The following is a 24226-nucleotide window of genomic DNA, read 5'->3' as shown; positions in this document are numbered from 1 at the left end:
TCAATGATATTCGTTCCTGAGTGGAATGATATGAGATGGTCTTAATTAATAAAATTATATGGAATGGAAATGATTTTATATGGAAACGAACAGAATAAAAGTAAAAAGTGAATTTGCTCCTTTAAAAAAAGTTGTCTTAACGCAATCCGAATTTATCTTTCCGGCCCGGACAGGAAATTCTAAAGATGATGCATTTCTTTCAGAGGAAAGCCTAAGCCTGCTTGAAGGCGTAGATACTGCAGGAAGGAATTATAATGAGGTATTCCCTGAGCGCCAAAGAAAATGGGAAAAAGAACGGGAAAACTTAAAAGGAGTCCTTGAGAAGTATGGAGTTGAGGTCGTACGTCCCCGGTTGCTGACTGATTACGAGAAAGAAGCCGGCAGGGAATTCGGCTCCTGTAATTTCTTTGTACGTGATCCTTTCTTTACAGTTGGCCCCTCCATTATTGAAGGGACGTTACGCTTTTTCCATCGTAGAAATGAAGTTTTGCCAATCAGAGATATCCTTGTTAATGAAGCTTACCGCACGGGGGCCTTCTATGTTTCTGTTCCAAGACCAGATAGTTCAGAAGGGATTGATGCTGAGCAGGGTCCTTTTTTAGAAGGCGGAGATGTTCTGGTCTTAGAACAAACCGTTTTCGTGGGGAATTCAGGCTTGGCCTCTAATCATAACGGTTATCTATGGCTTCAATCATTTTTATCCCATTTTGGCTATGAAGTGGTGGAGGTTCCGTTAAAACAGGATGTACTGCATTTGGATTGTGCATTAAGCCTTGTAAGAGACGGACTGATGATTATTTGTGAAGAGGCCTTTATAAATGGAATACCAGAAGCTCTAAAAGATTGGGATAAAATCTCTGTCCCTTACAAAGATATCGCCTATTTGGCAGTGAATGGACTTCCAATTAATGAGTCTACGTATATATTAGATCCTCAATTCGAATATATTGCAGAGCAGCTAAAAGCAAGAGGTATAACCGTGGAGTATATTGATTTTGAAATCTCCAGGAGTCTGGGAGGTTCCTTTCGGTGCAGTACACAGCCGCTTGAAAGGGCATAGGGAAAAAGGTGGTTTCACTATATGCAACAACTCATCATATTCCCATTAACTTTCACCACCTGACGATGTACCGTGTATGGCACAACAAATAAAAAGCCGCAGGACTTTAAAATCCTGCAGCTTTTCTCAAAAAACAAGTTCTTTATTCTCTAATTTCCTATTTATTCCCATATGATCATTTACGAAAGATAATTTCATCTCTTCCCGGTCCATTGGAAACCATGGTTATGGGTGTTTCGATTTCTTTCTCTATGAATTCAATATAATTCCTGCAGTTCTCCGGAAGATCCTCGTAATTTTTAATTCCTCTGATCTCACATTTCCAGCCGGGAAGGCTTTTGTATACCGGTTTTGCTTTGTTAAGTTCTACGGTTGTGGGGAAATCTCTGGTAACCTTTCCGTCGATCTCATAGCCCACACATATCTGAAGCTCGTCAAGATATCCCAGCACATCAAGAACGGTGAGGGCAACCTCTGTAGACCCCTGGATCCGGCATCCGTACCTGGATGCAACTGCGTCAAACCAGCCCATACGCCTTGGCCTTCCGGTAGTTGCTCCATATTCGCCGCCGTCTCCTCCGCGCCGTCTCAGCTCATCTGCTTCATCTCCGAATAGTTCGCTGACAAACGCTCCTGCCCCTACAGCACTGGAATAAGCTTTTACCACAGTGGTAATGTTCTTAATCTCATAGGGTGGAATGCCTGCGCCAATGGCCCCGTAGGCCGCAAGTGTTGAGGATGACGTAACCATAGGATATATTCCATGGTCAGGATCCTTTAAAGATCCCAGCTGGCCTTCCAAAAGGATATTCTTACCCGCCTTGATTGCCTCATGAAGGTATTTGGACACATCACACACATATGGCTTCACCATCTCACGGTATTTAAGAAGAGTCTTAAACAGCTCCTGCGGGTCCATGGCCGGCTTGTGATAGAGATGCTCCATTAAAACATTCTTTGTTTCACAAACCCGGTCAACTTTTTCCTTTAAAGATTCTTCGTCAAAAAGCTCACTGACCTGAAATCCGATCTTTGCATATTTATCTGAATAAAATGGAGCAATCCCTGATTTTGTGGAACCAAAAGACTTTTTGCCAAGGCGTTCCTCTTCATACTGGTCAAACAGAATGTGATATGGCATTAATATCTGGGCACGGTCTGAAACCAGAATGTCAGGCTTTGGAACTCCCTTGCTTACCAGATCCTCAATTTCCTTAACCAGGAACGGGATATTTAATGCCACACCATTGCCGATGACGCTGGTGGTATGATTATAGAAAACGCCTGATGGCAGAAGGTGAAGGGCAAATTTTCCATAGTTGTTGATGATCGTGTGTCCGGCATTGCTGCCTCCCTGATAACGGATGATGATATCCGATTCCTTTGCCAGCATATCCGTGATCTTACCTTTTCCTTCGTCGCCCCAGTTGGCTCCTACAATTGCTCTTACCATATGATTGCTCCTCCTTCGAGTGAAAAAATGCCTGTTACTTACCTATGATAACTCATGAATACGCATAAGTAAAATTAATATTATTTATATTTGACATAAGTCTAGATTATATCATCTGTCATCAGTTGTAAAAGGCGCTTTCCTGCCGGAGATACGGGCGTTTTGATATCAGTGACAATGGTAAAGTGACGTTTCGGCATATCTTCCCGGAACTTAAGCTCAAAAAGACTCCCCTTCTCCAACTCCATCTGTGCAAACCCTGACATCACACAGCCGATTCCAAGATTTCTCATGGCAAACTGAACGATCATGTCACTGGTGGAAAGCTCAAACTCCGGTTCTACCACGATCTCATGGCCTGCCAGATATTCATCCATAAAGGTTCTTGTGCTGGTATTCTTTTCAAGAAATATACAAGGCAGTTCCTTTAAAACATCATAATCCAGCTCCTGATCCTTTAAATAACGGAACTTATCCCCCGCCACAAACACGTTCCTGATTTCCTTAACATCGGTCCGCATGACCTCGCTCTTTGCCTCAAAGGGAGTGCTGACCACTCCGAAATCAATCTTGCCGTCATATAAATACCGGAGTGTTTCAGGCGTAGGCCCGTTGGAAACACTTACCTTGATACCAGGATACAGTTCATGGAACTTCTCCAGATAGGGCAGTAAATAAAACTGAAGCGTCATATCACTGGCTCCGATCCGCACCTCGCCCGTATCCAGATCTTTTAGCCTGTTTAACATACTTTCTCCATGCCAGATGTTTTCTAAACCTGATTTTACATATCCGTAAAAAAATTCTCCCTCCCGGGTCAGACGGACCCCTTTGGAGGTCCGCAGAAACAGCTGGCTGTCCAGAGCTTTTTCCAGCTGCCTGACAGCCTGACTCACAGCAGGCTGGGATATGCACAGCTTCTCCGCCGCCAAAGTGATGCTTTTAAGCTGGGCCACATAATAAAACACCTTGTAATACTCTAAATTGCTGCTCATGACTTCCTCCTGATATGAAAAATCAAAAACAAAGGCAGACCTCCCATAATCTCTGACGTCTGCCTTCAAGCCTTTATACGTGAATCTCCGCTTTCATCCCGAGAAGTTCCCTATTATCTTCAAGAAGAGGCTTAACCACTTCTTCCAGATAAGCAGTCACCTGGGCCGGAGCGCAGCCCACATATCTTTTGGGATCCATGCTTTTCTTTAAATCTTCCAAAGAAAGGTTGAAGGAGGGATCTGCTGCAATCAGCTCCAGCAAATTGTTGTCAAGTCCATTGACCTTTACATTCCGGCCTGCTTCCATAGACAGTTCCCTGATCCGTTCGTGGAGCTCCTGCCTGTCCCCGCCGGCCTTAACCGCATCCATCATGATATTTTCCGTGGCCATAAAGGGAAGCTCTGCCATCATGTGCTTTTCTATTACCTTGGGATATACCACAAGCCCATCCACAACATTCAGATAAAGATCCAGAATTCCATCAACCGCCAAAAACCCTTCCGGAATACTTAATCTTTTATTGGCAGAATCATCAAGTGTTCTCTCAAACCACTGGGTAGAAGAAACCAGCATAGGATTCATCACATCTGCCATGACATAATTGGACAGGGAAGCCATTCGTTCGCTTCTCATAGGATTGCGCTTATAAGCCATGGCGGAAGAACCGATCTGACTCTTTTCAAAAGGTTCTTCCACTTCCTTTAAATGCTGCAAAAGGCGGATATCATTGGAAAATTTATGGGCACTCTGGGCAATGCCTGCTAAAACATTGACCACCCGGCTGTCCACCTTTCTGGAATAGGTCTGGCCGGAAACCGGATAGCAGCCTGCAAATCCAAGCTTCTCAGCAATCATGGAATCTGCCCTTCTCACCTTGTCCATATCGCCGTCAAACAGCTCCAGAAAGCTGGCCTGTGTTCCTGTGGTGCCCTTAGAGCCAAGGAGGCGAATGGAACTTAGGATATAGTCCAGATCTTCTAAATCCATGGTCAGATCGTGAAGCCAAAGCGTCGCTCTTTTTCCTACGGTGGTGGGCTGAGCCGGCTGGAAATGGGTAAAAGCAAGGGTCGGTAAATCCTTATATGAATCAGCAAACCTGGACAATTCTTCAATCACATTGATGAGTTTCCTGCGGACCAGCTTTAATGCTTCTGTCATGACGATTAAATCGGTATTGTCACCCACATAGCAGGAAGTGGCTCCCAAATGGATGATACCTTTTGCCTTAGGGCACTGGACTCCATATGCATATACATGAGACATAACATCATGACGGACCTCTTTTTCCCTCTGTATTGCTACATCGTAATTAATCTCTTCCTGATGGGCTTTTAATTCCTCTATCTGCTCTTCTGTTATGGGAAGTCCCAGTTCCTTTTCTACCTCCGCAAGGGCAACCCACAGCTTTCTCCATGTCTTAAATTTCCTGTCCGGTGAAAAGATATACTGCATCTCCTTACTTGCATAGCGCTCAGACAGCGGGCTTTGGTATCTATCTGTCATGGTTCTTATATTCCTCCTTGGACTTCATTTACATTCATAGTAACATATTTTTTATTTGATGGGAAGAGAAACCGGGGACCCTCCGGCTGGATAAACCCAGTCATCACGGCGGCCCCCGTCTCTATTAATATCCATTTTTACTCCATGTATTCTCCCCGGATGTCCTCCTTAGGCGGCTCAATGGGATAATCTCCGCTAAAGCATGCTGTACAGATCGGAAGTCCCTCTGCCATTTCATTCAACCGTTCAATCTTTAAGTAAGACAGAGAATCCGCACCCAGAAGATCCCGGATTTCTTCAATGGTTCTGTTATGTGCCATCAGCTGATCCTCATTAGGTATATCGGTTCCGAAATAACAGGGATGGAGAAATGGCGGGGAACTGATCCGGATATGGACCTCCTTTGCCCCTGACTCCCGAAGCATATTGACAATGAGGGCGCTGGTAGTTCCACGGACGATGGAATCGTCGATCATGATGACCCGCTTCCCCATTACCGCTTCCTTTAACACATTAAGCTTAATTCTGACCGCGGATTCCCGGTTGCTCTGCTTGGGCTTTATAAAAGTCCTGCCAACATAAGAATTCTTTACAAAAGCGGTCCCATAAGGGATTCCGGACTGAAGGGAATATCCCAGTGCAGCGGCGTTGCCTGATTCCGGAACTCCGACCACAAGGTCCGCCTCCACCGGAGAATCCATCGCTAACGCACGGCCGGCGCACATCCTGGAATGATAGACGCTGACACCGTCAAACACGCTGTCCGGCCTGGCAAAATAAATATATTCAAAAATACATCTGGCTTCTTTTGACTTATCCACAAGGCAAAGACTTGTATCAGAAGCGATTCCCTCCTTTGTAATGGTCACGACTTCCCCGGGGCAAACGTCCCGGACAAACTCTGCACCAAGGGTATCAAGGGCACAGCTTTCCGATACCAGGATATAGGCATTATCACGTTTTCCAATACACAGAGGCTTAAATCCATAAGGATCCCTGGCTCCGATTATCTTACGGGGACTCATTATGACAAGGGAATAAGCCCCTTTAAGCTTTTTCATGGCATTTACAACAGCAGCCTCAACGGTTGCAGCTTTCACTCTCTCCCTTGCAATGTGGTAAGCGATCACCTCTGAATCAATCGTCGTCTGGAAAATGGCTCCGTTATATTCAAGCTCTCGTCTTAATTCCGGTGCATTGACCAGATTGCCGTTATGAGCCATGGCCAATGTTCCTTTCAGATAATTGAGTACAAGCGGCTGGGCATTCTCCCGTGTGCTGCTGCCTGCAGTAGAATAACGAACATGACCTACGCCGATGTCGCCGCAAAGGCCTTCTAAAATTTCCGGTGTAAAGACCTCATTACATAACCCCATCCCCTTATGGGCGCTTACCTTTGCCTTAGAACTGCCGGTATCGCTGACCGCGATTCCGCAGCTCTCCTGGCCTCTGTGCTGCAATGCAAGCAATCCATAATAAATGGTGGAAGCAACGTCGCCGCCGTCAAAATCGTACATTCCGAATACGCCGCATTCCTCATGCAGCTCATCCTCAAAATTGAAATTCCATTCGTTATTCATTTGATGTCTTTTCCTCTTTTCTGCCCATACCCTCTGGGCATACAGGTATACCCGTAGGGCGATCCTCTTTCCTGCCCGTTTTTATTGGGCATAAAGGTATACCCGCAGGTATTTCTCTCTATGCTGTTTACCGGATGCCAAGACGGCGGAACACTTCCTCATATGCGTCCTCCACGCCTCCTAAATCCCTGCGGAAACGGTCCTTATCCAGCTTTTCATGGGTATCCTTATCCCATAGCCTGCATGTGTCAGGAGAAATCTCGTCAGCCAGAATGACCTGTCCATGATAACGGCCGAACTCTATCTTAAAGTCAATCAAATCGATGTTTAAACCGTCAAAATATTCTATCAGTACTTCATTTACTTTAAAAGCATATTCCGTTATTTTGTCGATTTCTTCCTGAGTGGAAAGATTAAGGGCCAATGCGTAGTAGTCGTTAATGAACGGGTCGCCCAGATCATCATTTTTATAACTGAATTCAAGAGTCGGACAGGCGAATTTCACGCCTTCTTCCATTCCCATCTTCTTGGCAAAGCTTCCAGCGGAATAGTTTCTGATGATCACCTCAAGGGGAATGATCTCCACTTTCTTCACTGCAGTCTCCCGGTCGTTCAACTCTTCCACCAGATGAGTGGGAACGCCTTTGGCTTCCAGCTTTTTGAAAATAAAGTTGGTCATCCGGTTGTTGACCGCACCTTTCCCTACAATGGTGCCTTTTTTAAGGCCATTAAATGCTGTGGCATCGTCTTTGTATGAAACAACCAATACATCCGGATCCTCCGTTGTATAAACCTTTTTCGCTTTTCCCTCATACAGCAATTCTCTTTTTTCCACGGTATCCACCTGTCCTTTACTGAATTAATTTATAAGATTTTCAAATAAAACTACGGTGTTTCAGTAGAAATTATAATACAGTGAAAATAGGATTGCAACTGGTTTTATTATTATAAATACTTATGACCCTTCTATGATTTTGTTTCTCAATCAGGTCCCTGAAGGATCACACGCTCTACTTTTTGCCATAACTTAACCTTACCTTCCTTCCAGTCAACAGAAAGCCCCTGTTCTTTAGTCTCCCCGGTTTTCCGGCCCCAAAAGGCTTCAATAAACGATTCCTGATGAACCTCCGCCTCTTTGTGAACAGGCAGGAATTCATGAGGATTACTTGCAAATGTTTCTCCGTACGGCAGGATAAATACTGCCGCTTCCAAAAGGATTACAAGCAGTAAGCCTTTTCTCAGGCGGATATTTAAACCTTCCTTTTGAGGAATCGCTTGTTTAAGACTTCTCCACGGCTTCTTCCTTTTATTATTATACCGCTGATATTTAAAATAATCAATTTTCCTTTTCATGGACATTTTGCCTCTCTGCCGGGAAGGCTTGTTATTATGGCATAATCACTGAATAATTGGCCAGAATATGGTCTTTCTGATAAAAAATAGAACCGTTATTTAATATTGTAAGATGTGTTTCAATTATATTATATCTTATAATAAAAAAAGCTTCAAGCATTGATTCCATGCCTGAAGCTTTTTTATTGCTGATCTCGTTCTATTATGGTGCTTTTGTGGCTCCTGTAGTAGGCTGGCCATTAGTTTCACCTGTAATTTTGTCAACCCCTTTTTCTACATCATTAACAACACCGTTAATCACACCAGTGCTCTCATTTGCTGCTCCTGTACCTGTAGTTCCAGTTACAGTAGTAGTTTCAGTAGTAGCTTTGGTTGTTACTGCTGCAGTTGTCTGGGTTGTTGCACCAGTGGTGCCTGCTGAGGTTCCCTTATTTCCTTTTGTGGTTCCGCAAGCAGTCAGACACATTACTGTCATAATGACAATAAGGGTAATTGCATAAGGTTTTATCCTTTTCATAATACATTCTCCTTTCATTTTCTACGATTAGTATGTGTAAAGGAAGAACGAATTATGGTGGAAGATATTGGAAAATTTATGATTTTATAACATCTTTCATGGTATATAATCCCGGAGCTTTTCCTGCAAGGAATTTTGCCGCAGAAACAGCGCCTTTTGCAAAAATCGCCTTGGAATATGCGGTGTGATGAAAGGTAATGATTTCATCCGTTCCGGCAAAAATCACATCATGTTCCCCGACAATCGTTCCGCCGCGGACAGACTGGATTCCGATTTCTTTTTTGTCTCTGGGCTTTCTTACCTGGCTTCTGTCATAAACATAATGATATTCCTGATCCATGGCCTCATTAATGGAATCCGCCAGGGCAAGAGCCGTCCCGCTTGGGGAATCAAGCTTTTTATTGTGGTGCTTTTCCAGTATTTCAATATCAAATCCCGAGGCCGCAAGGACCTGGGCTGCCTCTTTTACCAGTTTCATAAGCAGGTTGACCCCAAGAGACATATTGGCGGACCTAAGGACTGCAACATGACTGGAAGCCTCCTCAAGCTTTTTTATCTGTTCGTCCGATAGTCCGGTGGTACAAACTACCACAGGTATTTTTTTCTTAACACTGTAATCAAGAAGGCTGTCTACTGCTTTAGAGGAGGTAAAATCCACGATCACATCCGCCTCTTCCCCACAGGCTTCCAGCGACGGAAATACCGGATACCGGTTCTGCATGGTATCATGGGGATCAATTCCCGCAACAATGGCTATATTCGTTTCCTCTGCTGCAATCTGGGATACCACCTGACCCATGGCCCCATTACAGCCGTGCATTATCATCCTAATCATGTAATCCTCTTTTCTTCTATAGGTATATCGTTCACTGATTATAAAATTCCATACGCTTTCATGGCTTCTCTTAAGCGTTCCTGATTCTTAGGTTCCATCTCAGTAAGAGGCAGACGCATAGGACCTGCAGCCTTTCCCATAAGATTCAGGGCAGCCTTAACAGGAATGGGATTAACCTCACAGAACAAGGCATTGATAAGAGGGATAGCAGCAAGCTGAAGTGCAGCGCTTCGTTTTACATCTCCCTTAAAATAAGACTCACAGATTTCATGGGTCTGGGAAGGCGCAATGTTGGAAAGGACGGAAATAACGCCTTTTCCTCCCAGGGACAGCATGGGGACGATCTGATCGTCATTGCCGGAATATAAATCCACACGGCCGTCCGTAAGGTTCATGATATCCGCTATGGCTGAAAAGTTACCGCTGGCTTCCTTTACCCCTACAATGTTAGTGACATGTAAGCATAAATCCGCTATGGTCTCAGCCGCAATGGTTACCCCAGTTCTTCCAGGGATATTGTAAAGAAGAATAGGGATCTTCACCATATCAGCGACTGCTTTAAAGTGAGCCTTCAGTCCATTCTGAGTTGCCTTATTGTAATAAGGAGATACGAGAAGCAGCCCGTCAGCACCGTGTTTTTCCGCCTCTTCAGACAGGTAAACAGCCGTCTCCGTGCAATTAGAACCGGTTCCTGCAATGACTGGGATCCGCTTTTTCGTTACTTGGCATACGAATTTGATCACGTCCAAATGTTCCTCATGAGTCATGGTGGACGCCTCGCCTGTTGTACCGCATGCAATGATAGAGTCCGTTCCCAGAGCAATCTGTTCTTCTACCAGTTCCTCCAGCTTCTCATAGTTTACCTCCCTGTTTTCCTTAAATGGTGTGACAAGAGCTACACCTGCGCCTTCATAAATTGCCATGATATCTTCCTCCTGATTCTTTTTCATCATACTCAGTAAACTTTCATCCGGCCCATGCGGGTCGTACGCATCCGTAACGAAGCGTTTTTCTTTCACCGGACTTAAACTCCTATGAATTAAAAATAGAGCTGACAACAGGGTCAGCTCTTAAAGTTTAGAATCTGGTAATCTCATCCTTCTTTAAGTAGCTCCCCATCCAAAAGGATGACAGTCATATGGCTCTTAACCATATGCCCAGAACAAGCATGCTCAGGCCATACCGTTCTTCGGCGTTTCTTCCTTCCCCCTGCCCTCATCTGTACCTGATACATCGGACAGGGTACTTATAAGCAACGCAACCTCTACTCTAATATGTATGTTACCATACTATCATTATTATATTGTGTTGTCAACTTTAACATGGTTGATTTCCAGAATACTGTCTACATACGGTTCCATTTCCTTTTGAAAAACCTTACCGGTTAATATGACTTCCATCTCATCAACTTTGGACTGAAGCAGCTTTGCAAGTTCCTCTGCTTCTATGATCTTCTGGTCCAGAAGTCCGAGGATTTCATCCAGGATCAGCATATCGCATTCTCCTGTTGATACGACCTTTCTGGCGAAATTCAGACCGTTGCGGATATTCATCCGCTCCTCTTCCTGCTGTTCTTTAGAAAGGCTTTCAAAAAAGCAATCGGACTTTTCAAACCGGAATATTTTCATCTCAGGTTCCATGCGTTTCATAATATCAAAAGAATCCCGGCCGGGGCAGCCCTTTAAAAACTGTATCATGATCACAGTTTTGTTTTTTGTCAGAGCTCCGATTCCCATACCCATAGCGGCTGCAGTCTTTCCTTTACCTTCCCCGCATATAACCTGTATCGCACCTTTATTCATCCTTAAGCACCTCATAACAGCTAAAAAGCAATTATTTACATATTATGTTAGAACCTGATTATAGTATCATAATTTTAATACTTTTGCAAGTTTTCTTACCATTTCCTTAATATTTCCCAGCGAAAAGGCATGTCTGTAAGGCGTTCCACATATTTATAAATAACAGCGTTTACTCCGCACATTCCAGTTTGCTGACTGATACTTCATAAGCCACTCTTTTTTCACACTCTGTTTCAGTTAACTTTTTGGTGTATTCCCTGCTCTGGACTCTTCCCCATACTTTTACTCTTGTTCCTACTGTGAATCCGGAAGCATATCTGGCATTTCTACCCCAAGCGATGCAGGGTATGTAATCTGATTTCCCGTATGGGCGGTTAACAGCAAGGAGCAGGTCCGCAATTTCCCTTCCCAAAGGTGTTTTTCTGTAAATGGGGGCTTTGCATATGTATCCATCCAGAAAAATTTGATTGGTCTTTGTATAATCCGTAAACTCTTCTATAAAATGAACTTCTCTCACAAAAACAGAAAGCACCAGCCGGTTTTTTGTTCCTTCATGACGATTATAGGAACGGAACTGACCAATGGCTTCCACCGTTAAGCCTGAGTAATCTCCTTCCACGTCTATAAGACGTTCTGAAATCATGAGCGGTATGATATCTGCCTGTTCACTAAGACGATTTACCGCAACATCCACCATATAGAATCCTTCTCCAAATACTTCATGGCTGAAGGTGAAGCCGGAGACGATCTCTCCGATGACGCTCACTTTGTTGTTTTCAATCATTTTTTCTGACATTGTATTTCCCCTCTTCTTTCACTTATTTGCTAATATGCTTCACAGCTAATATTAAATTTATGTGAGAGAATGCTCTAAAATGATAGAAAACAATCCAAAAATATCGACACATCAGGGCAGGATGCGCCGGAAAATAAAAGAAGATACTGCTTCTTTGCCGAATATTCGGCGAACGAAGGCAGTATCCTCCTTTAAATTACAATTTACGTCAATTACTTTTTATTAATAGATGACCTTTTTCTCAAGGTAGGATCTAAAATTTTCTTTCTGATCCGAAGGTTTGAAGGAGTGATTTCCAAAAGTTCATCGGTATCAATAAAGTCAAGACACTGTTCCAGACTCATATCCCTTGGAGGTGTCAGCTTAAGAGCCTCATCTGCACTGGAGGAACGGGTGTTGGTCAGTTTTTTCGTCTTACAAACATTGATTTCGATGTCTTCTGCCTTTGGATTCTGGCCGATAACCATGCCGGAATAAACCTTTACTCCAGGCCCGATAAACAGGCTTCCTCTTTCCTGGGCGCTGAACAAGCCGTAGGTAATGGATTCTCCTGACTCATAAGCGATCAGGGATCCTGTCTTACGGTAGGATAACTCTCCCTTAAAGGTTGCATAGCCGTCAAAAGACGTATTCATGATTCCGTTTCCTTTTGTATCCGTCATGAACTCTCCCCGGTAGCCGATCAGACCTCTGGAAGGAATTGCAAATTCCAGTCTTGTGTAGCCTCCATTGGCAGGACTCATGCCCTGAAGCTCTCCCTTACGGCTTGTAAGCTTCTGAATGACTGCTCCGGTAAATTCCTCAGGAACGTCAACATAAGCGATCTCCATGGGCTCTAACTTGTGGTTTCTCTCATCATAATGGTACAAAACTTCAGCCTTGCTGACAGCGAATTCAAAGCCTTCTCTTCTCATATTCTCGATCAAAACAGACAGATGAAGCTCCCCGCGGCCGGATACCTTAAAGCAGTCCGGAGAATCGGTCTCTTCCACCCGGAGGCTGACATCCGTATTCAATTCCCTGAATAAGCGCTCTCTGATATGACGGGAGGTGATGTATTTTCCTTCCTGTCCGGCAAGAGGGCTGTCATTTACCATGAAATTCATGGCGATCGTAGGCTCTGAGATCTTCTGGAACGGAATCGCCTCCGGTTTTTCCGGAGAGCAAAGGGTATCACCGATGTGGATATCCGAAATTCCGGAAATGGCAACAATGGCACCGATGGTAGCTTCCTGAACCTCTACCTTATTAAGGCCTTCGTATTCATACAGCTTTCCAACTTTAACCTTACGGAATTTATCCGGATCATGATGGTTTACGATCACGCACTCCTGGTTCACTCTGATCCTGCCGTTATCCACCTTGCCCACGCCGATACGTCCAACGTATTCATTGTAGTCAATGGTGCTGATCAGCAGCTGGGTATTTGCATCCGGATCCCCCTCCGGAGCCGGTATATGATCAATAATAGTCATAAACAAGGGGGCCATGTCGGTTTCCTGGTCATCAAGGTCTTTTTTAGCAAATCCGGCCTTAGCGGAAGCATAGACAAACGGACAATCTAGCTGTTCTTCGCTGGCATCAAGGTCCATGAGAAGCTCCAATACTTCTTCCTCTACCTCCATGGGCCTTGCCTCCGGACGGTCAATCTTATTGATGCAGGTTACCACTGAAAGTCCCAGCTCCAATGCTTTCCGAAGCACGAATTTTGTCTGAGGCATAACTCCTTCATAAGCATCTACAACCAGGATTACGCCGTCTACCATCTTTAAAACACGCTCCACCTCGCCGCCGAAATCCGCGTGGCCAGGGGTATCAATGATGTTGATCTTGGTTCCGTTGTAATGAACAGCCGTATTCTTGGATAAAATGGTGATTCCCCGCTCTCTCTCGATATCATTGGAATCCATTACACGCTCCACGACTTCCTGATTCTCGCGGAATATGCCGCTTTGCTTAAGCAGGGCGTCTACCAGTGTTGTTTTACCATGATCGACGTGGGCAATAATCGCCACATTTCTTACGTCTTCTCTTTTCATCTTCATAAATGTACTCTTCTTTCTCTTCTTTAAACAAAGAATGTACCCCGGCCTCCCGGAGGATATACCGGCCAAAGTACATTTTTATAATACAGGCAATCCTGTTCCCATATCATAAAAAACTAAGGACCAACTCTGCCCTTAGTTTCATTTACATTATCACGATTATCCAGTATATCATCCTATATTTCATATTGCAAGATTTTTTCTTCTTTTTTCGACAGTTTCATAAAGCCTTCCTTTTTTATCCTGGAAACAGAATCACCTCTTTATTAAAAATACCGTAGTAGACCTCTCCTGAAAGAAGGAGTCCTGCTCTCCCGCCTGTCACCTCTGTAATATCGGCCCGAAGCTTATCTAAGGCCTCCTCAGGAACCAGGGCTGTAAGCTCCACCCGGTCTGTATATTCAGTTCCAAGAGTCGTGATTTCCCGCTGTCCCAGAAGATACTGGATCTTTCCAATTCCGTTATAATCCGTAGTAACAGAAAGCTTCACCGCCGGTTCTGCGGTTAAAGCCGTACAATTCTTTAGCCCTTCCTGCACTGCCTTTGAATAAGCTCTTACCAGGCCTCCTGTTCCAAGAAGAGTCCCTCCAAAGTAACGGGTCACCACTGCACAGAGGTTTACAAGCTTTTCACCTTCCAGAACATCCATCATGGGTTTTCCCGCAGTCTGGCTGGGCTCCCCGTCGTCACTCAGGCGTTTTTCCTCCCCACCCCTCCCGACAATCCAGGCGTAGCAGTTATGTCTTGCATCCCAATACCTTTTTCTTGTTTCCTCTATAAATGCCAGCGCTTCTTCCTCAGATTCCACAGGTTTTAAATTAGCTATGAACCGGGATTTTTTCTCTGTAATTTCTCCTGTGCCGCCCTGATATAAAATCCTGTAAGACTTTCTCATAAACTTCCTCATTTCTTCTTTTTAACCAATCACCCCCATTATACCCAAAAGTATAAGCCCAGGCAAGCTTCCATGTATATTTTGCCGGATTATCTCCAAAAATGGTAGGTGTTGAATTGCACGACAATTTTTGGTATAATAAACCGGTAATGCCTTGCAGGCATACCTTTATGCCCAAAAACCATTGGCAGTAAAGTGGAAACACCCTGCGGGTATACCTTTATGCCCAAAAACCATGGGCAGTAAAGTGGAAAGGAGATTTCCTATGAATTATGGCAAACAATCAACAGAAAAAAAGATCCGATCTGCCAATTCAAAAGCAAGGAAATATACCACTAAGGTCTTTCTTGCATTTTTAAAGAGTCTATTTGTGCTATGCTTATTCGGCAGCATTGTTGTTGCCAGCATCTGTTTCGGCATGGTAAAAGGAATCATAGACAATGCTCCTGACGTAGATATCGAAACCATTGTTCCAAATGAATATGCAACAACAGTCTATGACAGCGCCGGCAACGTCACTGAAACTTTGGTAACTGCAGGTTCCAACCGGGAGGAAGCCAGTTATGAGGAACTTCCGAAGAATCTCGTCAATGCTTTTGTTTCCTATGAGGATTCCCGATTTTGGGAGCACAATGGAATCGATTTGCGTTCCATTCTCCGCGCCGTCAGGGGTGTACTGACAGGCGATTCCACCGCAGGCGGGGGAAGCACCATTACCCAGCAGTTAATTAAAAACAGCGTATTCGGTGGCGGCATGGAAAAAAGCTTCGGGGAACGGCTGGAGCGAAAGCTGCAGGAGTGGTTTTTAGCCATTAAGCTGGATGAGGCCATGTCCAAGGAACAGATCATAACCAACTATATGAATACCATTAACCTGGGAAACAATTCCCTGGGAGTTAAGGTGGCTGCCAGAAGATACTTCAATAAGAACATATCGGACTTAACCTTATCAGAATGCGCAGTCCTTGCAGGGATCACCCAGAACCCTTCAAAATTCAACCCGATCACAGGGCAAAAAGCCAATTCGGACAAGCAAAAGGTTATTCTTCAGTATATGCATGACCAGGGATATATCACAAAGCAGGAAGAAGATGAAGCCCTGTCCGATGATGTTTATTCCAGGATCCAGAACGTAGATACCGCCACCAAGGAAACCTCTACCCCATACAGCTATTTTACAGATGAACTGGTGGAGCAGGTCAAAAAAGCCATGAAGGACCAGTTAGGTTATACGGACACCCAGGCCCACAACATGCTTTACAGCGGCGGCTTGTCGATTTATACCACTCAGGATCCTGCGATTCAGGCCATTGTTGACGAAGAAATCAACAATCCTGAAAACTACTCTGCTGCCAGATATTCCGTTGAATACAGGCTGTCTGTCACGCATAAGGATGGAACGACCACCCATTACTCCGAAGAAAATATCAAACGTTATCACAAGGAAAACGGAGATACGGGATTTGACGGCTTATATAATTCCGAAGAGGCAGTCCAGGCCGATATAGACGGATACAAGGCTTATCTTTTAAAAGACGGGGATACCATTTTAGGGGAAAGCCTCCACAAGACACTGCAGCCTCAGGCTTCCTTTGTTCTCATGGACCAGAAAAGCGGAGAGGTAAAAGCCATAAGCGGCGGACGGGGACAAAAAACAGCCAGCTTAACTTTAAACCGGGCCAGCGGCACATACCGTCAGCCAGGTTCAACCTTTAAGATTCTGACAGCCTTTGCCCCTGCCATAGACACCTGCGGAGCCACCCTGGGATCTGTTTATTATGATTCCGTCTATACGGTGGGCAATAAGACCTTCTCCAACTGGTACAGCTCCGGTTATCAAGGCTATTCCAGCATACGTGATGGAATTATCTACTCCATGAACATCGTGGCAGTCCGCTGCCTGATGGAAACCGTAACGCCTCAGCTTGGTGTGGAATATGCGAAGAATTTCGGAATTAACTCCTTAACCGATACCGATTATAACCCGGCTCTGGCCCTTGGAGGAATCACCACCGGTGTTTCCAACTTAGAACTGACCGGCGCCTTTGCTACCATCGCCAACGGCGGCGTTTACAAAAAGCCCATATTTTTTACCAGAATACTGGATCATGACGGGAAGGTGTTAATTGACAATACGCCGGAAACCCACCGGGTATTAAAGGATTCCACCGCATTCCTATTAACTGATGCCATGGCTGGTTCCATGGAAAGCAGCAGAAAGTTCTCAAGCTCGGGACCAGGTTCCACCAGCGCTTCCGCTCGCATTCCCGGCATGTCAGGAGCAGGAAAAAGCGGTACCACCTCCGCAAACAATGATATCTGGTTCGTAGGCTACACTCCTTATTATACCGCTGGTATCTGGGCCGGCTGTGACGACAACCAGAAACTGACGAAACAAAATGGAGGCACCTCCTTCCACAAAGCCATATGGCGGAAGATCATGACCAGGGTCCATGAAGGAATGTCTGATCCTGGCTTTCCGGTGCCTGACAGCGTTGAAACCGCTCAGATCTGCCGTAAATCCGGCAAACTGGCAGTCTCAGGCGTCTGTAACAACGACCCAAGAGGCAATGCGGTATACACGGAATATTTTGCTAAAGGTACGGTTCCCACCGACGTATGCAACAATCATGTACGTGCAACGGTCTGCTCCGTATCCCACCGTTTGCCAACTCCTTACTGTCCGGAACGGACCACTGCCATATTCATGGCAATTCCTGCGGGAGAAGAAGGAGCAACGGATGACTCCAAATTCGCAATGCCAGGTTATTGCACCATTCATTCTGCAAACTCCATTATCCTTCCTCCGGGAGATAATCTGGATTCACCAAGCGGCCTTCCGCAGCAGTATGGACCTGGGCATACACCTCAAAATCCTGGCGGCACAACGCAGATTCCTCCCTGGGGAGGCTATTAAGAAAAACATAAAGGTGCCTTAAAAACCAAATTGGTTTTTAAGGCACCCTTTTTGTAACAGAACTATGTTCCTTCCTGATCGTATCAGCTCTTCATTTTAGGCTTAAATAAAATGGATCCCAGGTAACCGAAAATCAGAGCTCCGGAGATTCCTACAGCGCTTGCAGTAAATCCCCCTTTAAAGATTCCTAAGAATCCATCCTCTCCCATGCTCTTTGAAACCCCTTTCCATAAGGTGTTTCCAAAGCCAAGAAGAGGAACCGTTGCCCCGGCTCCGGCCCAGTCAGCAAAAGGCTGGTAGATACCAATCGCGCCCAGGATGCTTCCAGTCACTACCAGAAGTACCATGATTCGTCCGGGCATCAGTTTTGTATTATCCATTAATATCTGCACCAGGGCGCAGATCGCTCCTCCTACTAAAAATGCTTTCAAGTATTCCATGGATGTCTCCTTTCTTTCAACTGTTAATGTGTTCGCCATACCATTCATAATTTGGCGAAAAAGCATCGCCAAATTATGAATGCGGGCTGCGCCCTATAGAAATATTTGCACGGTTTGTGCTTAGTGAGCAAGCTCCCACCCACAAACCGCACAAATATTTCTGCTTGGCTATAGGTTTCCCATATTTTCGATCACAACTGCATGGGCGATTCCAGGGATCGTCTCACCTTCGTTAAAGCTCACTGTGGAAAGGAGGGCACCGGTGGGCACGAACAGGACTCGTTTCCACGTACCATTTTGAACTTTAGGAAGGATATAGGAGCAAAGGGTGGAAGCCGCACATCCACAGCCGCTTCCTCCTGCATGAGTATCCTGGTCTTCGCTGTTAAATATCTCGATCCCGCAATCCGTGTGGATCTTTTCTAAGTCATGTCCTTTATTCTTCATAAAATCAAGCAGGATCGTCCGGCCGATCTGGCCTAAATCTCCTGTTATGATTTTGTCATAATAGGATTCATCCACCTGAAAATCATCAAAATTCTGCTGTATGGTATGGAAGGCGGCAGGAGCCATGGCTGCCCCCATATTCATGGAGTCTTTGATGCCCATATCCACCATGCGTCCGGTAGTGATTCCAGTGATGGCTGCGATTCCTTCTTTTCTGTACTTGGTGAGTACCACCGCACCGCAGCCGGTGACAGTCCAAGAGGAGGAAAACGGCCTCTGGTTTCCATATCCCAGCGGGAAACGGAATTGCTTTTCAGCCGTTGCAAAATGGCTGGAAGCCATGGCCATGACTTTATCCGCATAGCCTCCTGCCACGGTCATAGCCCCCAGATTGAGGGCTTCTCCCATGGTGGAACAGGCTCCGAACAAACCGAATAAGGGAATTTCTAAATCTACCGTTCCAAAGGATGTGGCGATCAGCTGGCCCAGTAAGTCTCCTGCAAATAAATATCGGATGTCCTTTTTCCGGATATCTCCCTTTTCAATGGCCAGATCAGCTGTCTGTTTTTGAAGGGCACTTTCTGCCTTTTCCCAGTTATCCGACCCAAACATGTCATCCTGCTCTACCACATCGAACAAACTTCCCAAGGGACCCTGGCCTTCTTTTTTACCGACTATGGAAGCCATGCTTTCGATAATCGGGGGTTCTTCAAATCTAATACTTGCTTTTCCTATCTGCATTTTCTCTCTCCATTTCTCTGACCGGTTCATTCCTACAGCATTTGAAAGGCCTTTAATACATAGGCGATGATTCCAAGGACCCAGGAGCTTAATATCCCGTATAATATGACAGGACCGGCAATGGTAAAGATTTTACAACCGATACCGAACACCTGGCCCTCTGCCTTAAATTCCACAGCCGGAGCCACAACGGAATTGGCAAAACCCGTGATTGGTACCAAAGCTCCTGCTCCGCCAAACTTTGTAATCTTAGGGTAAATATTAAGTCCGGTCAGGATGACAGTGGCTGCAATCAGAACCAGAGTGGTCCAGGCAGAGGCCGCTTCCTTTTCCAGACCTGTATTCATGAATAAGGTTGTAATATACTGGCCAAGGGCGCATATGATTCCCCCCACCAGAAAAGCCTTTATAATCCCCGGCCACTTTTTGTGCACCGGAGTCACCTGTTTTACATAAGCTTCATAAGCTTTTTTGTTTATTTCCATTATTTTTCTCCTTCTCGTCCATACAATCCTTTTCCTGATGCTACTGTCCAAAATTCGCTGTAAAATAGATCAAAGAACCGATCAATTTGCCAAGCCCCAGGGAAAGGATCAAATATTGCAGACCAACAGCCAGATGAATCCTTCGGCCGATGACTGGCAGGGCTTTCAACGTCTCCGCAAGGGACATGACAAGGATTCCCACAAAGATTCCAACGGAAAGTCCATATATTCCAAGAGCCAGATTTCCGCCAAACCCTATGGGAATTTCATAAATATCCCATACATTCCCAAGCACACCGCCAAGTATGATGACCGATTCAAATAGCAATATGTGCTTTTTTGTGTTGGTCGCTCCGATCAATCTTGGAAATACACCAATAATTACCAAAAAAGCAAAAACGCCGGCTGCTATAATGCCGCCAGCGCTGAGCCCAATAAAAACAAGAAATACTTCTCTAAGAAACATCAATATCCGACTCCTTTCTTCCATCGTTCTGGATCAGGGTCTTACTGATATTGTCTTCGTAAAGCCGCATTTCCACCTCCAGCGGAGTTGGATCGGTATTGATCTTGTATTTTGCGAAATGATTGAAGAATCCCACAATTCCAATAGTCAGTCCAACGGAATAGCTGACCTCCAAAATCGTGAATCCGCTTGACTCCTGCTTCATGATGATCCGGTAAATTTCCTTAAAAACGTCCGTAACACTGGCATCATTATTAAAGGTCATAATGGCAAAGGATGCACCGCAGAAACATACGATACAGACAAAAATGGTTTTGATCCACTGCCAGACCCACATGGGTGATTTGGGCTTATGGTAGTCTATGATAAAGTCTACCTCCCCCACGTTATTGATCTGAAGAGTCGAATCCATTTCCATCAGTTTCTGGATTACATCCAGAGTTTTTTCTATATACCGCTTGTTACGGTCCAAATGGATGGTCTTGATCCGAAGGGCTTTACACTTATTCATGATGGCAGAATCGTCGCAATAAACATCTGCCACATCCTTTAACTGGATATCCTTATGCCGCACCTCTGTAATCTGGCTGATATTCAAATAAACGGTCTTGCTCATGAAACCATCATCTCCCATCCCGGAATGGCTTCTACAAGCGTCCCTTCTTTTTCTGTTCCATCCGGCATAACCGCAATCATATACCAGATAGCAGCGGCTACTGCAATCAGGCATAACACAAGAAGCGCCATGACAAGCTTATGTTTTATGGATTCCATACGTGCTCACATCCTTTTCTCTGGTTTTCAAAGCTAGTATGAGCCGTATAAAATATTTTATTCTACAATTTTTCCCGCATCTGTTTTAAAATCTTTTTTTCCAGTCTGGAAACCTGAACCTGAGATATTCCAAGCTTTGCGGCAATTTGACTTTGAGTCTCATTATAATAATAACGCCTGATAATAATTTCTCTGTCCTTATCGGAAAGCGCCGTTAAAAGTTCCCGAAGAACCATGCGGTTTAATAGTTCTTCCTGGGCGGAACTTTCCTCTTCAATTTTATCAATGAGTAAAATGCTGTTTTCGTCATTTTTGTTAACAGACCGGTATAAGGATTCCACTTCCGCGCCCGCCTCGATGGATGCTGCCACTTCTTCTTTGCTGGCCCCTATTTCTCCTGCAATTTCTTCCAACGTAGGTTCTCTTCCAAAACGATACACTAACTCTTCCCTGACGTTTTTTACTTTAAGGCCCATTTCCTTTATGGAGCGGCTGACCTTGATCATTCCGTCGTCTCTTAAAAAGCGTTTGATCTCTCCTGTTATCATGGGCACCGCATAAGTGGAAAATTTCACCTCATAGGATAAGTCAAATTTATCAATGGCTTTCATTAAGCCAATGCTGCCGATTTGAAACAAATCCTCAGGTTCATAACCACGCCCTGTAAATCTGCGTACAATGCTCCAAACCAGCCCGAAATTGTCGGTCACAAGCTGATCCCTTGCCGCTTTATCTCCTTCGTGAGCCATTTCTATCAATCTCATGGTCTCATCCATAAGGCTCACCCGTTCATCTTCTTTGTCATGGTTACGGCAGTACCCTCTCCAGGAGCCGACTTTACTTCCACCTGGTCCATAAACGCTTCCATAAAGGAAAATCCCATGCCCGACCGTTCTCCATCCGGATCTGTGGTGTACATAGGCTCCATGGCCAGCTTGATATCGGGGATACCGATACCCGTATCTCTGACGGTTACGGCAATTTCCTGGCCATCAATCTCCACTTCCAGGTAAATGATTCCTCCGTTGCCCTGATATCCATGGATGACTGCATTTGTGACTGCCTCCGACACGGCTGTTTTTACATCATCCACCTCTTCCAGGGTGGGGTTCAACCTTGCCATAAAAACTGCCACTGCCACTCTGGCAAATTCCTCGTTCTTTGACAGGGCTTCCAATTCCATTTTCAGAATTTCTGGTTTATTCTGTTCTGACATACGTTCCTCCTCAACCTGTGACTGCTGCTTCCTTAGAGTCATATAATTTCATTAATTTTAATATCCCCCCTATTTTAAGAATGCGGAGAGCCTGAGGGCCTGCACCGTAGATGGCTATGGTCCCCCCGCTTAAAGCCATCTGCTTATACCTGTTCAGTAAAATACCAATTCCCGAGGAATCCATGAACCTGGTCCTTGAAAAATCAAAAACAATGCGCCTGATATAGTTCTCGGAAAGGATTAAATCGGTTTCGTATTTAAGCCCTGAACAGTTATGATGATCCAACTCCTCCGGCAGATGGACGATCAGTGTCTGCCCTTCTGCTTCATATGTAAAGTATGGTTGATTCATATGCAATACTCCTCCATTCCTTATTGTCTGTCCGTAATACCAAAAAGAGCACCACCCGGCCGCCGGAAACGTACCGGGAAAATGAAAAAAAGACACCACAAAATAATCGTTCTTCTGTAGTGTCTTTCATTTGCTAAAAAAACAAAGGAAGTTCGATTCACTTTCGTTCATCGAACGACTAATTTACCAAGCTCAGGCTGCATTTTGCTTGCCTTCAATAAGTAAATTATGTCAAAAACCTCGCTCTGATTTTGCCTTAGCAGATAGTTCTTCATCTTTGCTGTTATTTATAATGTCGGAGAACAGCCCGTTGGCCTGCTCCTTCTGGTCCATTCCCTTATAGATGACCGCCGTCTTGAATTTGGCCTGCCAGCTGGCTGGTTTTAAATCAATACATTTTAAGTAATAAGCAAGTGCAGTCTGGGCATCGCCTGCTTCCATCGCCTTGTCCCCAAAGCCTTCTAAAATCGGACAGCCATTTTCCGCCATATCCTTCCTTATCTCACCTACGATTGTCTGGACATCTGCGGAAGCGATGAGATCCGGGTTAAGCCCGGCATAAATCCGCACTGCAGCCGGAAAATCATCCTTCTTATATGCCTGAAGGATCCCGATCACGGCCTGATACTGGGCCAGAACACTGTCTGAATCACTGGTGAGAGAGGCTAAAGAAGCCTCTGCAGTCTTTTTTTCTGCTTCTATGGATTCCAGCTGTGCCGTAAGACCGTCTGCTTTTTGGTTGGCCTGGCTTAACTGCTCGCTGTATTTTAGTATCTCCTGATTATGGAGCTCATTTATGGATTTTGTATTTGCCGGCATTACCAGAAAAAAGACCACTGCAGCCCCAAGCAAAAGCCCTGCAAGAATATTCCATACCGCCTGATCTTTGGTATTCTCCCGATAGCTTGGGGGGATGATCACATCGTCATCTTCCATCTGCCTGTGGGAAAGTACATTTTTCAGCTTTCTTTTTTCCGGCTCCCGCTCACTTTTTCCAGTTCCGGCCGTATCCTTGACTAAGGACTTGTAGTAAAGCGCCTTTGGATGATTGCGGTCGATCTGTAATACCTTGTAAACGGCTTTACCAGCCTTCTGATAATCCTCTCTGGCTATGCATAGGAGTGCCAGCAGAAGCTGGGCCTTTACATAGTTAGGCTTGCTTTCCACAACCTTATTGAGCTGCAGAATCGCCAGATCCTCACTGCCGCTTTGGGCGTAAATTAAGGCCTGGTTGAATCTTCTCACTGCACGCCGCTCCGTCTCCATGATACCTGATTTTCTCTGTATCTCACCGAGGTAGTTATCCGCCTGGTTTCCTTCTGGTTGGAAGTTCATGCTGATTACCCATTGAACAAGAGCTTCGCCCACTTCTCCGACCTCATAATAGATCAGACCCAAAAGGTTCCTTGCATCTGTCATATACTTGTTAAAATGGAGGCTTTTTTTCAGACATTCGGAAGCTCCTGACAAGTCCCTGAGCTTTGCCCGTTCCAGCCCCATGTTGTAATAGCTGTTTGCGATTACCCGGGTTTTTCTTTCATAATCCATATTTT

The 24226-nt window shown here is 45.0% G+C and carries 25 protein-coding genes and 1 riboswitch; of the genes, 2 read left to right on the top strand and 23 right to left on the bottom strand.

Translation table 11 applies throughout. The annotated features are described in order from the left end of the window. The first annotated feature begins 79 nt into the window (after positions 1-79). Complete coding sequence (locus BMX69_RS04680; RefSeq protein ID WP_100041691.1) at positions 80-1060, top strand: dimethylarginine dimethylaminohydrolase family protein; 981 nt, start codon at positions 80-82, stop codon at positions 1058-1060. Between the two features lie 175 nt (positions 1061-1235). Here the strand turns inward: BMX69_RS04680 and BMX69_RS04675 are convergent, their stop codons facing one another. The 13 genes from BMX69_RS04675 to BMX69_RS04615 form a co-directional block, all read right to left on the bottom strand. Beyond that, complete coding sequence (locus tag BMX69_RS04675) at positions 1236-2513, bottom strand: adenylosuccinate synthase (protein WP_054789546.1); 1278 nt, start codon at positions 2511-2513, stop codon at positions 1236-1238. A 101-nt stretch (positions 2514-2614) separates the two neighbouring features. Beyond that, on the bottom strand, positions 2615-3508 hold the full coding sequence (locus BMX69_RS04670; RefSeq protein WP_100041690.1) for a LysR family transcriptional regulator: 894 nt from the start codon (positions 3506-3508) through the stop codon (positions 2615-2617). Between the two features lie 73 nt (positions 3509-3581). After that, positions 3582-5012, bottom strand: coding sequence for an adenylosuccinate lyase (gene purB / locus BMX69_RS04665; RefSeq protein ID WP_054789545.1), 1431 nt, complete (start codon positions 5010-5012; stop codon positions 3582-3584). 137 nt (positions 5013-5149) lie between these two features. Further along, positions 5150-6592 (bottom strand): amidophosphoribosyltransferase, encoded by a 1443-nt coding sequence (gene purF, locus BMX69_RS04660; protein ID WP_054789544.1) that lies wholly within the window; start codon positions 6590-6592, stop codon positions 5150-5152. Between the two features lie 127 nt (positions 6593-6719). Further along, positions 6720-7427, bottom strand: a complete 708-nt coding sequence (gene purC, locus BMX69_RS04655) for a phosphoribosylaminoimidazolesuccinocarboxamide synthase (RefSeq protein ID WP_100041689.1) — start codon at positions 7425-7427, stop codon at positions 6720-6722. Positions 7428-7573: 146 nt separating this feature from the next. Continuing rightward, complete coding sequence (locus tag BMX69_RS04650) at positions 7574-7945, bottom strand: hypothetical protein (RefSeq protein WP_147297052.1); 372 nt, start codon at positions 7943-7945, stop codon at positions 7574-7576. A gap of 202 nt (positions 7946-8147) precedes the next feature. Next, complete coding sequence (locus tag BMX69_RS04645; RefSeq protein ID WP_054789542.1) at positions 8148-8462, bottom strand: hypothetical protein; 315 nt, start codon at positions 8460-8462, stop codon at positions 8148-8150. A 76-nt stretch (positions 8463-8538) separates the two neighbouring features. Then, positions 8539-9297, bottom strand: coding sequence for a 4-hydroxy-tetrahydrodipicolinate reductase (dapB, locus tag BMX69_RS04640; protein ID WP_100041688.1), 759 nt, complete (start codon positions 9295-9297; stop codon positions 8539-8541). 38 nt (positions 9298-9335) lie between these two features. Further along, positions 9336-10220 (bottom strand): 4-hydroxy-tetrahydrodipicolinate synthase, encoded by an 885-nt coding sequence (gene dapA, locus BMX69_RS04635; protein ID WP_054789630.1) that lies wholly within the window; start codon positions 10218-10220, stop codon positions 9336-9338. Positions 10221-10397: 177 nt separating this feature from the next. Further along, positions 10398-10572: riboswitch (Lysine riboswitch) on the bottom strand. 23 nt (positions 10573-10595) lie between these two features. Further along, positions 10596-11099: a cob(I)yrinic acid a,c-diamide adenosyltransferase gene (locus BMX69_RS04630; protein WP_054789541.1), complete on the bottom strand. Its 504-nt coding sequence runs from the start codon at positions 11097-11099 to the stop codon at positions 10596-10598. 169 nt (positions 11100-11268) lie between these two features. Continuing rightward, positions 11269-11895 carry a single-stranded DNA-binding protein gene (locus tag BMX69_RS04625; protein WP_025232438.1) on the bottom strand — a complete coding sequence of 209 codons (627 nt, stop codon included), beginning with the start codon at positions 11893-11895 and terminating at the stop codon, positions 11269-11271. A gap of 212 nt (positions 11896-12107) precedes the next feature. Further along, positions 12108-13940, bottom strand: a complete 1833-nt coding sequence (typA, locus tag BMX69_RS04620; RefSeq protein ID WP_100041687.1) for a translational GTPase TypA — start codon at positions 13938-13940, stop codon at positions 12108-12110. Positions 13941-14178: 238 nt separating this feature from the next. Further along, positions 14179-14835 (bottom strand): YigZ family protein, encoded by a 657-nt coding sequence (locus BMX69_RS04615; protein ID WP_054789540.1) that lies wholly within the window; start codon positions 14833-14835, stop codon positions 14179-14181. A 265-nt stretch (positions 14836-15100) separates the two neighbouring features. Here BMX69_RS04615 and BMX69_RS04610 point away from each other — a divergent pair, with 265 nt between their 5' ends. After that, positions 15101-17752 (top strand): transglycosylase domain-containing protein, encoded by a 2652-nt coding sequence (locus BMX69_RS04610; RefSeq protein ID WP_100041686.1) that lies wholly within the window; start codon positions 15101-15103, stop codon positions 17750-17752. Positions 17753-17835: 83 nt separating this feature from the next. Here the strand turns inward: BMX69_RS04610 and spoVAE are convergent, their stop codons facing one another. From spoVAE to BMX69_RS04565, 10 genes are all read right to left on the bottom strand, one after another. Further along, positions 17836-18192: a stage V sporulation protein AE gene (gene spoVAE / locus BMX69_RS04605; protein ID WP_025232434.1), complete on the bottom strand. Its 357-nt coding sequence runs from the start codon at positions 18190-18192 to the stop codon at positions 17836-17838. Positions 18193-18360: 168 nt separating this feature from the next. Further along, positions 18361-19380, bottom strand: a complete 1020-nt coding sequence (gene spoVAD / locus BMX69_RS04600) for a stage V sporulation protein AD (RefSeq protein WP_054789539.1) — start codon at positions 19378-19380, stop codon at positions 18361-18363. Between the two features lie 32 nt (positions 19381-19412). Next, positions 19413-19865, bottom strand: coding sequence for a SpoVA/SpoVAEb family sporulation membrane protein (locus tag BMX69_RS04595; protein WP_100041685.1), 453 nt, complete (start codon positions 19863-19865; stop codon positions 19413-19415). 40 nt (positions 19866-19905) lie between these two features. Then, positions 19906-20334, bottom strand: coding sequence for a stage V sporulation protein AB (locus tag BMX69_RS04590; protein ID WP_334292476.1), 429 nt, complete (start codon positions 20332-20334; stop codon positions 19906-19908). Then, entirely contained in the window at positions 20321-20947 is a 627-nt protein-coding gene (locus BMX69_RS04585) for a stage V sporulation protein AA (protein ID WP_054789536.1), read from the bottom strand. The genes BMX69_RS04590 and BMX69_RS04585 overlap by 14 nt, the downstream gene beginning before the upstream one ends. Next, complete coding sequence (locus BMX69_RS24355) at positions 20944-21105, bottom strand: hypothetical protein (RefSeq protein WP_166433172.1); 162 nt, start codon at positions 21103-21105, stop codon at positions 20944-20946. The genes BMX69_RS04585 and BMX69_RS24355 overlap by 4 nt, the downstream gene beginning before the upstream one ends. Before the next feature lie 62 nt (positions 21106-21167). Further along, complete coding sequence (gene sigF / locus BMX69_RS04580) at positions 21168-21881, bottom strand: RNA polymerase sporulation sigma factor SigF (protein ID WP_025232429.1); 714 nt, start codon at positions 21879-21881, stop codon at positions 21168-21170. Between the two features lie 5 nt (positions 21882-21886). Then, positions 21887-22321 (bottom strand): anti-sigma F factor, encoded by a 435-nt coding sequence (gene spoIIAB / locus BMX69_RS04575; RefSeq protein ID WP_147297051.1) that lies wholly within the window; start codon positions 22319-22321, stop codon positions 21887-21889. A gap of 10 nt (positions 22322-22331) precedes the next feature. Further along, positions 22332-22673 carry an STAS domain-containing protein gene (locus BMX69_RS04570; RefSeq protein WP_025232427.1) on the bottom strand — a complete coding sequence of 114 codons (342 nt, stop codon included), beginning with the start codon at positions 22671-22673 and terminating at the stop codon, positions 22332-22334. A gap of 231 nt (positions 22674-22904) precedes the next feature. Continuing rightward, positions 22905-24221 carry a tetratricopeptide repeat protein gene (locus BMX69_RS04565; RefSeq protein WP_100041683.1) on the bottom strand — a complete coding sequence of 439 codons (1317 nt, stop codon included), beginning with the start codon at positions 24219-24221 and terminating at the stop codon, positions 22905-22907. Positions 24222-24226: the final 5 nt, after the last annotated feature.

Source organism: Lacrimispora sphenoides JCM 1415, from assembly GCF_900105615.1.
Lineage (GTDB): Bacteria > Bacillota > Clostridia > Lachnospirales > Lachnospiraceae > Lacrimispora > Lacrimispora sphenoides.
This window is presented reverse-complemented; position numbering and strand designations above follow the sequence as displayed.

Coding starts and splice junctions, on each gene's coding strand:
- BMX69_RS04680 (WP_100041691.1), top strand. CDS start 80: ATGGAAACGAACAGAATAAAAGTAAAAAGTGAATTTGCTCCTTTAAAA.
- BMX69_RS04675 (WP_054789546.1), bottom strand. CDS start 2,513: ATGGTAAGAGCAATTGTAGGAGCCAACTGGGGCGACGAAGGAAAAGGT.
- BMX69_RS04670 (WP_100041690.1), bottom strand. CDS start 3,508: ATGAGCAGCAATTTAGAGTATTACAAGGTGTTTTATTATGTGGCCCAG.
- purB (WP_054789545.1), bottom strand. CDS start 5,012: ATGACAGATAGATACCAAAGCCCGCTGTCTGAGCGCTATGCAAGTAAG.
- purF (WP_054789544.1), bottom strand. CDS start 6,592: ATGAATAACGAATGGAATTTCAATTTTGAGGATGAGCTGCATGAGGAA.
- BMX69_RS04650 (WP_147297052.1), bottom strand. CDS start 7,945: ATGAAAAGGAAAATTGATTATTTTAAATATCAGCGGTATAATAATAAA.
- BMX69_RS04645 (WP_054789542.1), bottom strand. CDS start 8,462: ATGAAAAGGATAAAACCTTATGCAATTACCCTTATTGTCATTATGACA.
- dapB (WP_100041688.1), bottom strand. CDS start 9,297: ATGATTAGGATGATAATGCACGGCTGTAATGGGGCCATGGGTCAGGTG.
- dapA (WP_054789630.1), bottom strand. CDS start 10,220: ATGGCAATTTATGAAGGCGCAGGTGTAGCTCTTGTCACACCATTTAAG.
- BMX69_RS04630 (WP_054789541.1), bottom strand. CDS start 11,099: ATGAATAAAGGTGCGATACAGGTTATATGCGGGGAAGGTAAAGGAAAG.
- BMX69_RS04625 (WP_025232438.1), bottom strand. CDS start 11,895: ATGTCAGAAAAAATGATTGAAAACAACAAAGTGAGCGTCATCGGAGAG.
- typA (WP_100041687.1), bottom strand. CDS start 13,940: ATGAAGATGAAAAGAGAAGACGTAAGAAATGTGGCGATTATTGCCCAC.
- BMX69_RS04615 (WP_054789540.1), bottom strand. CDS start 14,835: ATGAGAAAGTCTTACAGGATTTTATATCAGGGCGGCACAGGAGAAATT.
- BMX69_RS04610 (WP_100041686.1), top strand. CDS start 15,101: ATGAATTATGGCAAACAATCAACAGAAAAAAAGATCCGATCTGCCAAT.
- spoVAE (WP_025232434.1), bottom strand. CDS start 18,192: ATGGAATACTTGAAAGCATTTTTAGTAGGAGGAGCGATCTGCGCCCTG.
- spoVAD (WP_054789539.1), bottom strand. CDS start 19,380: ATGCAGATAGGAAAAGCAAGTATTAGATTTGAAGAACCCCCGATTATC.
- BMX69_RS04595 (WP_100041685.1), bottom strand. CDS start 19,865: ATGGAAATAAACAAAAAAGCTTATGAAGCTTATGTAAAACAGGTGACT.
- BMX69_RS04585 (WP_054789536.1), bottom strand. CDS start 20,947: ATGAGCAAGACCGTTTATTTGAATATCAGCCAGATTACAGAGGTGCGG.
- BMX69_RS24355 (WP_166433172.1), bottom strand. CDS start 21,105: ATGGAATCCATAAAACATAAGCTTGTCATGGCGCTTCTTGTGTTATGC.
- sigF (WP_025232429.1), bottom strand. CDS start 21,881: ATGGATGAGACCATGAGATTGATAGAAATGGCTCACGAAGGAGATAAA.
- spoIIAB (WP_147297051.1), bottom strand. CDS start 22,321: ATGTCAGAACAGAATAAACCAGAAATTCTGAAAATGGAATTGGAAGCC.
- BMX69_RS04570 (WP_025232427.1), bottom strand. CDS start 22,673: ATGAATCAACCATACTTTACATATGAAGCAGAAGGGCAGACACTGATC.
- BMX69_RS04565 (WP_100041683.1), bottom strand. CDS start 24,221: ATGGATTATGAAAGAAAAACCCGGGTAATCGCAAACAGCTATTACAAC.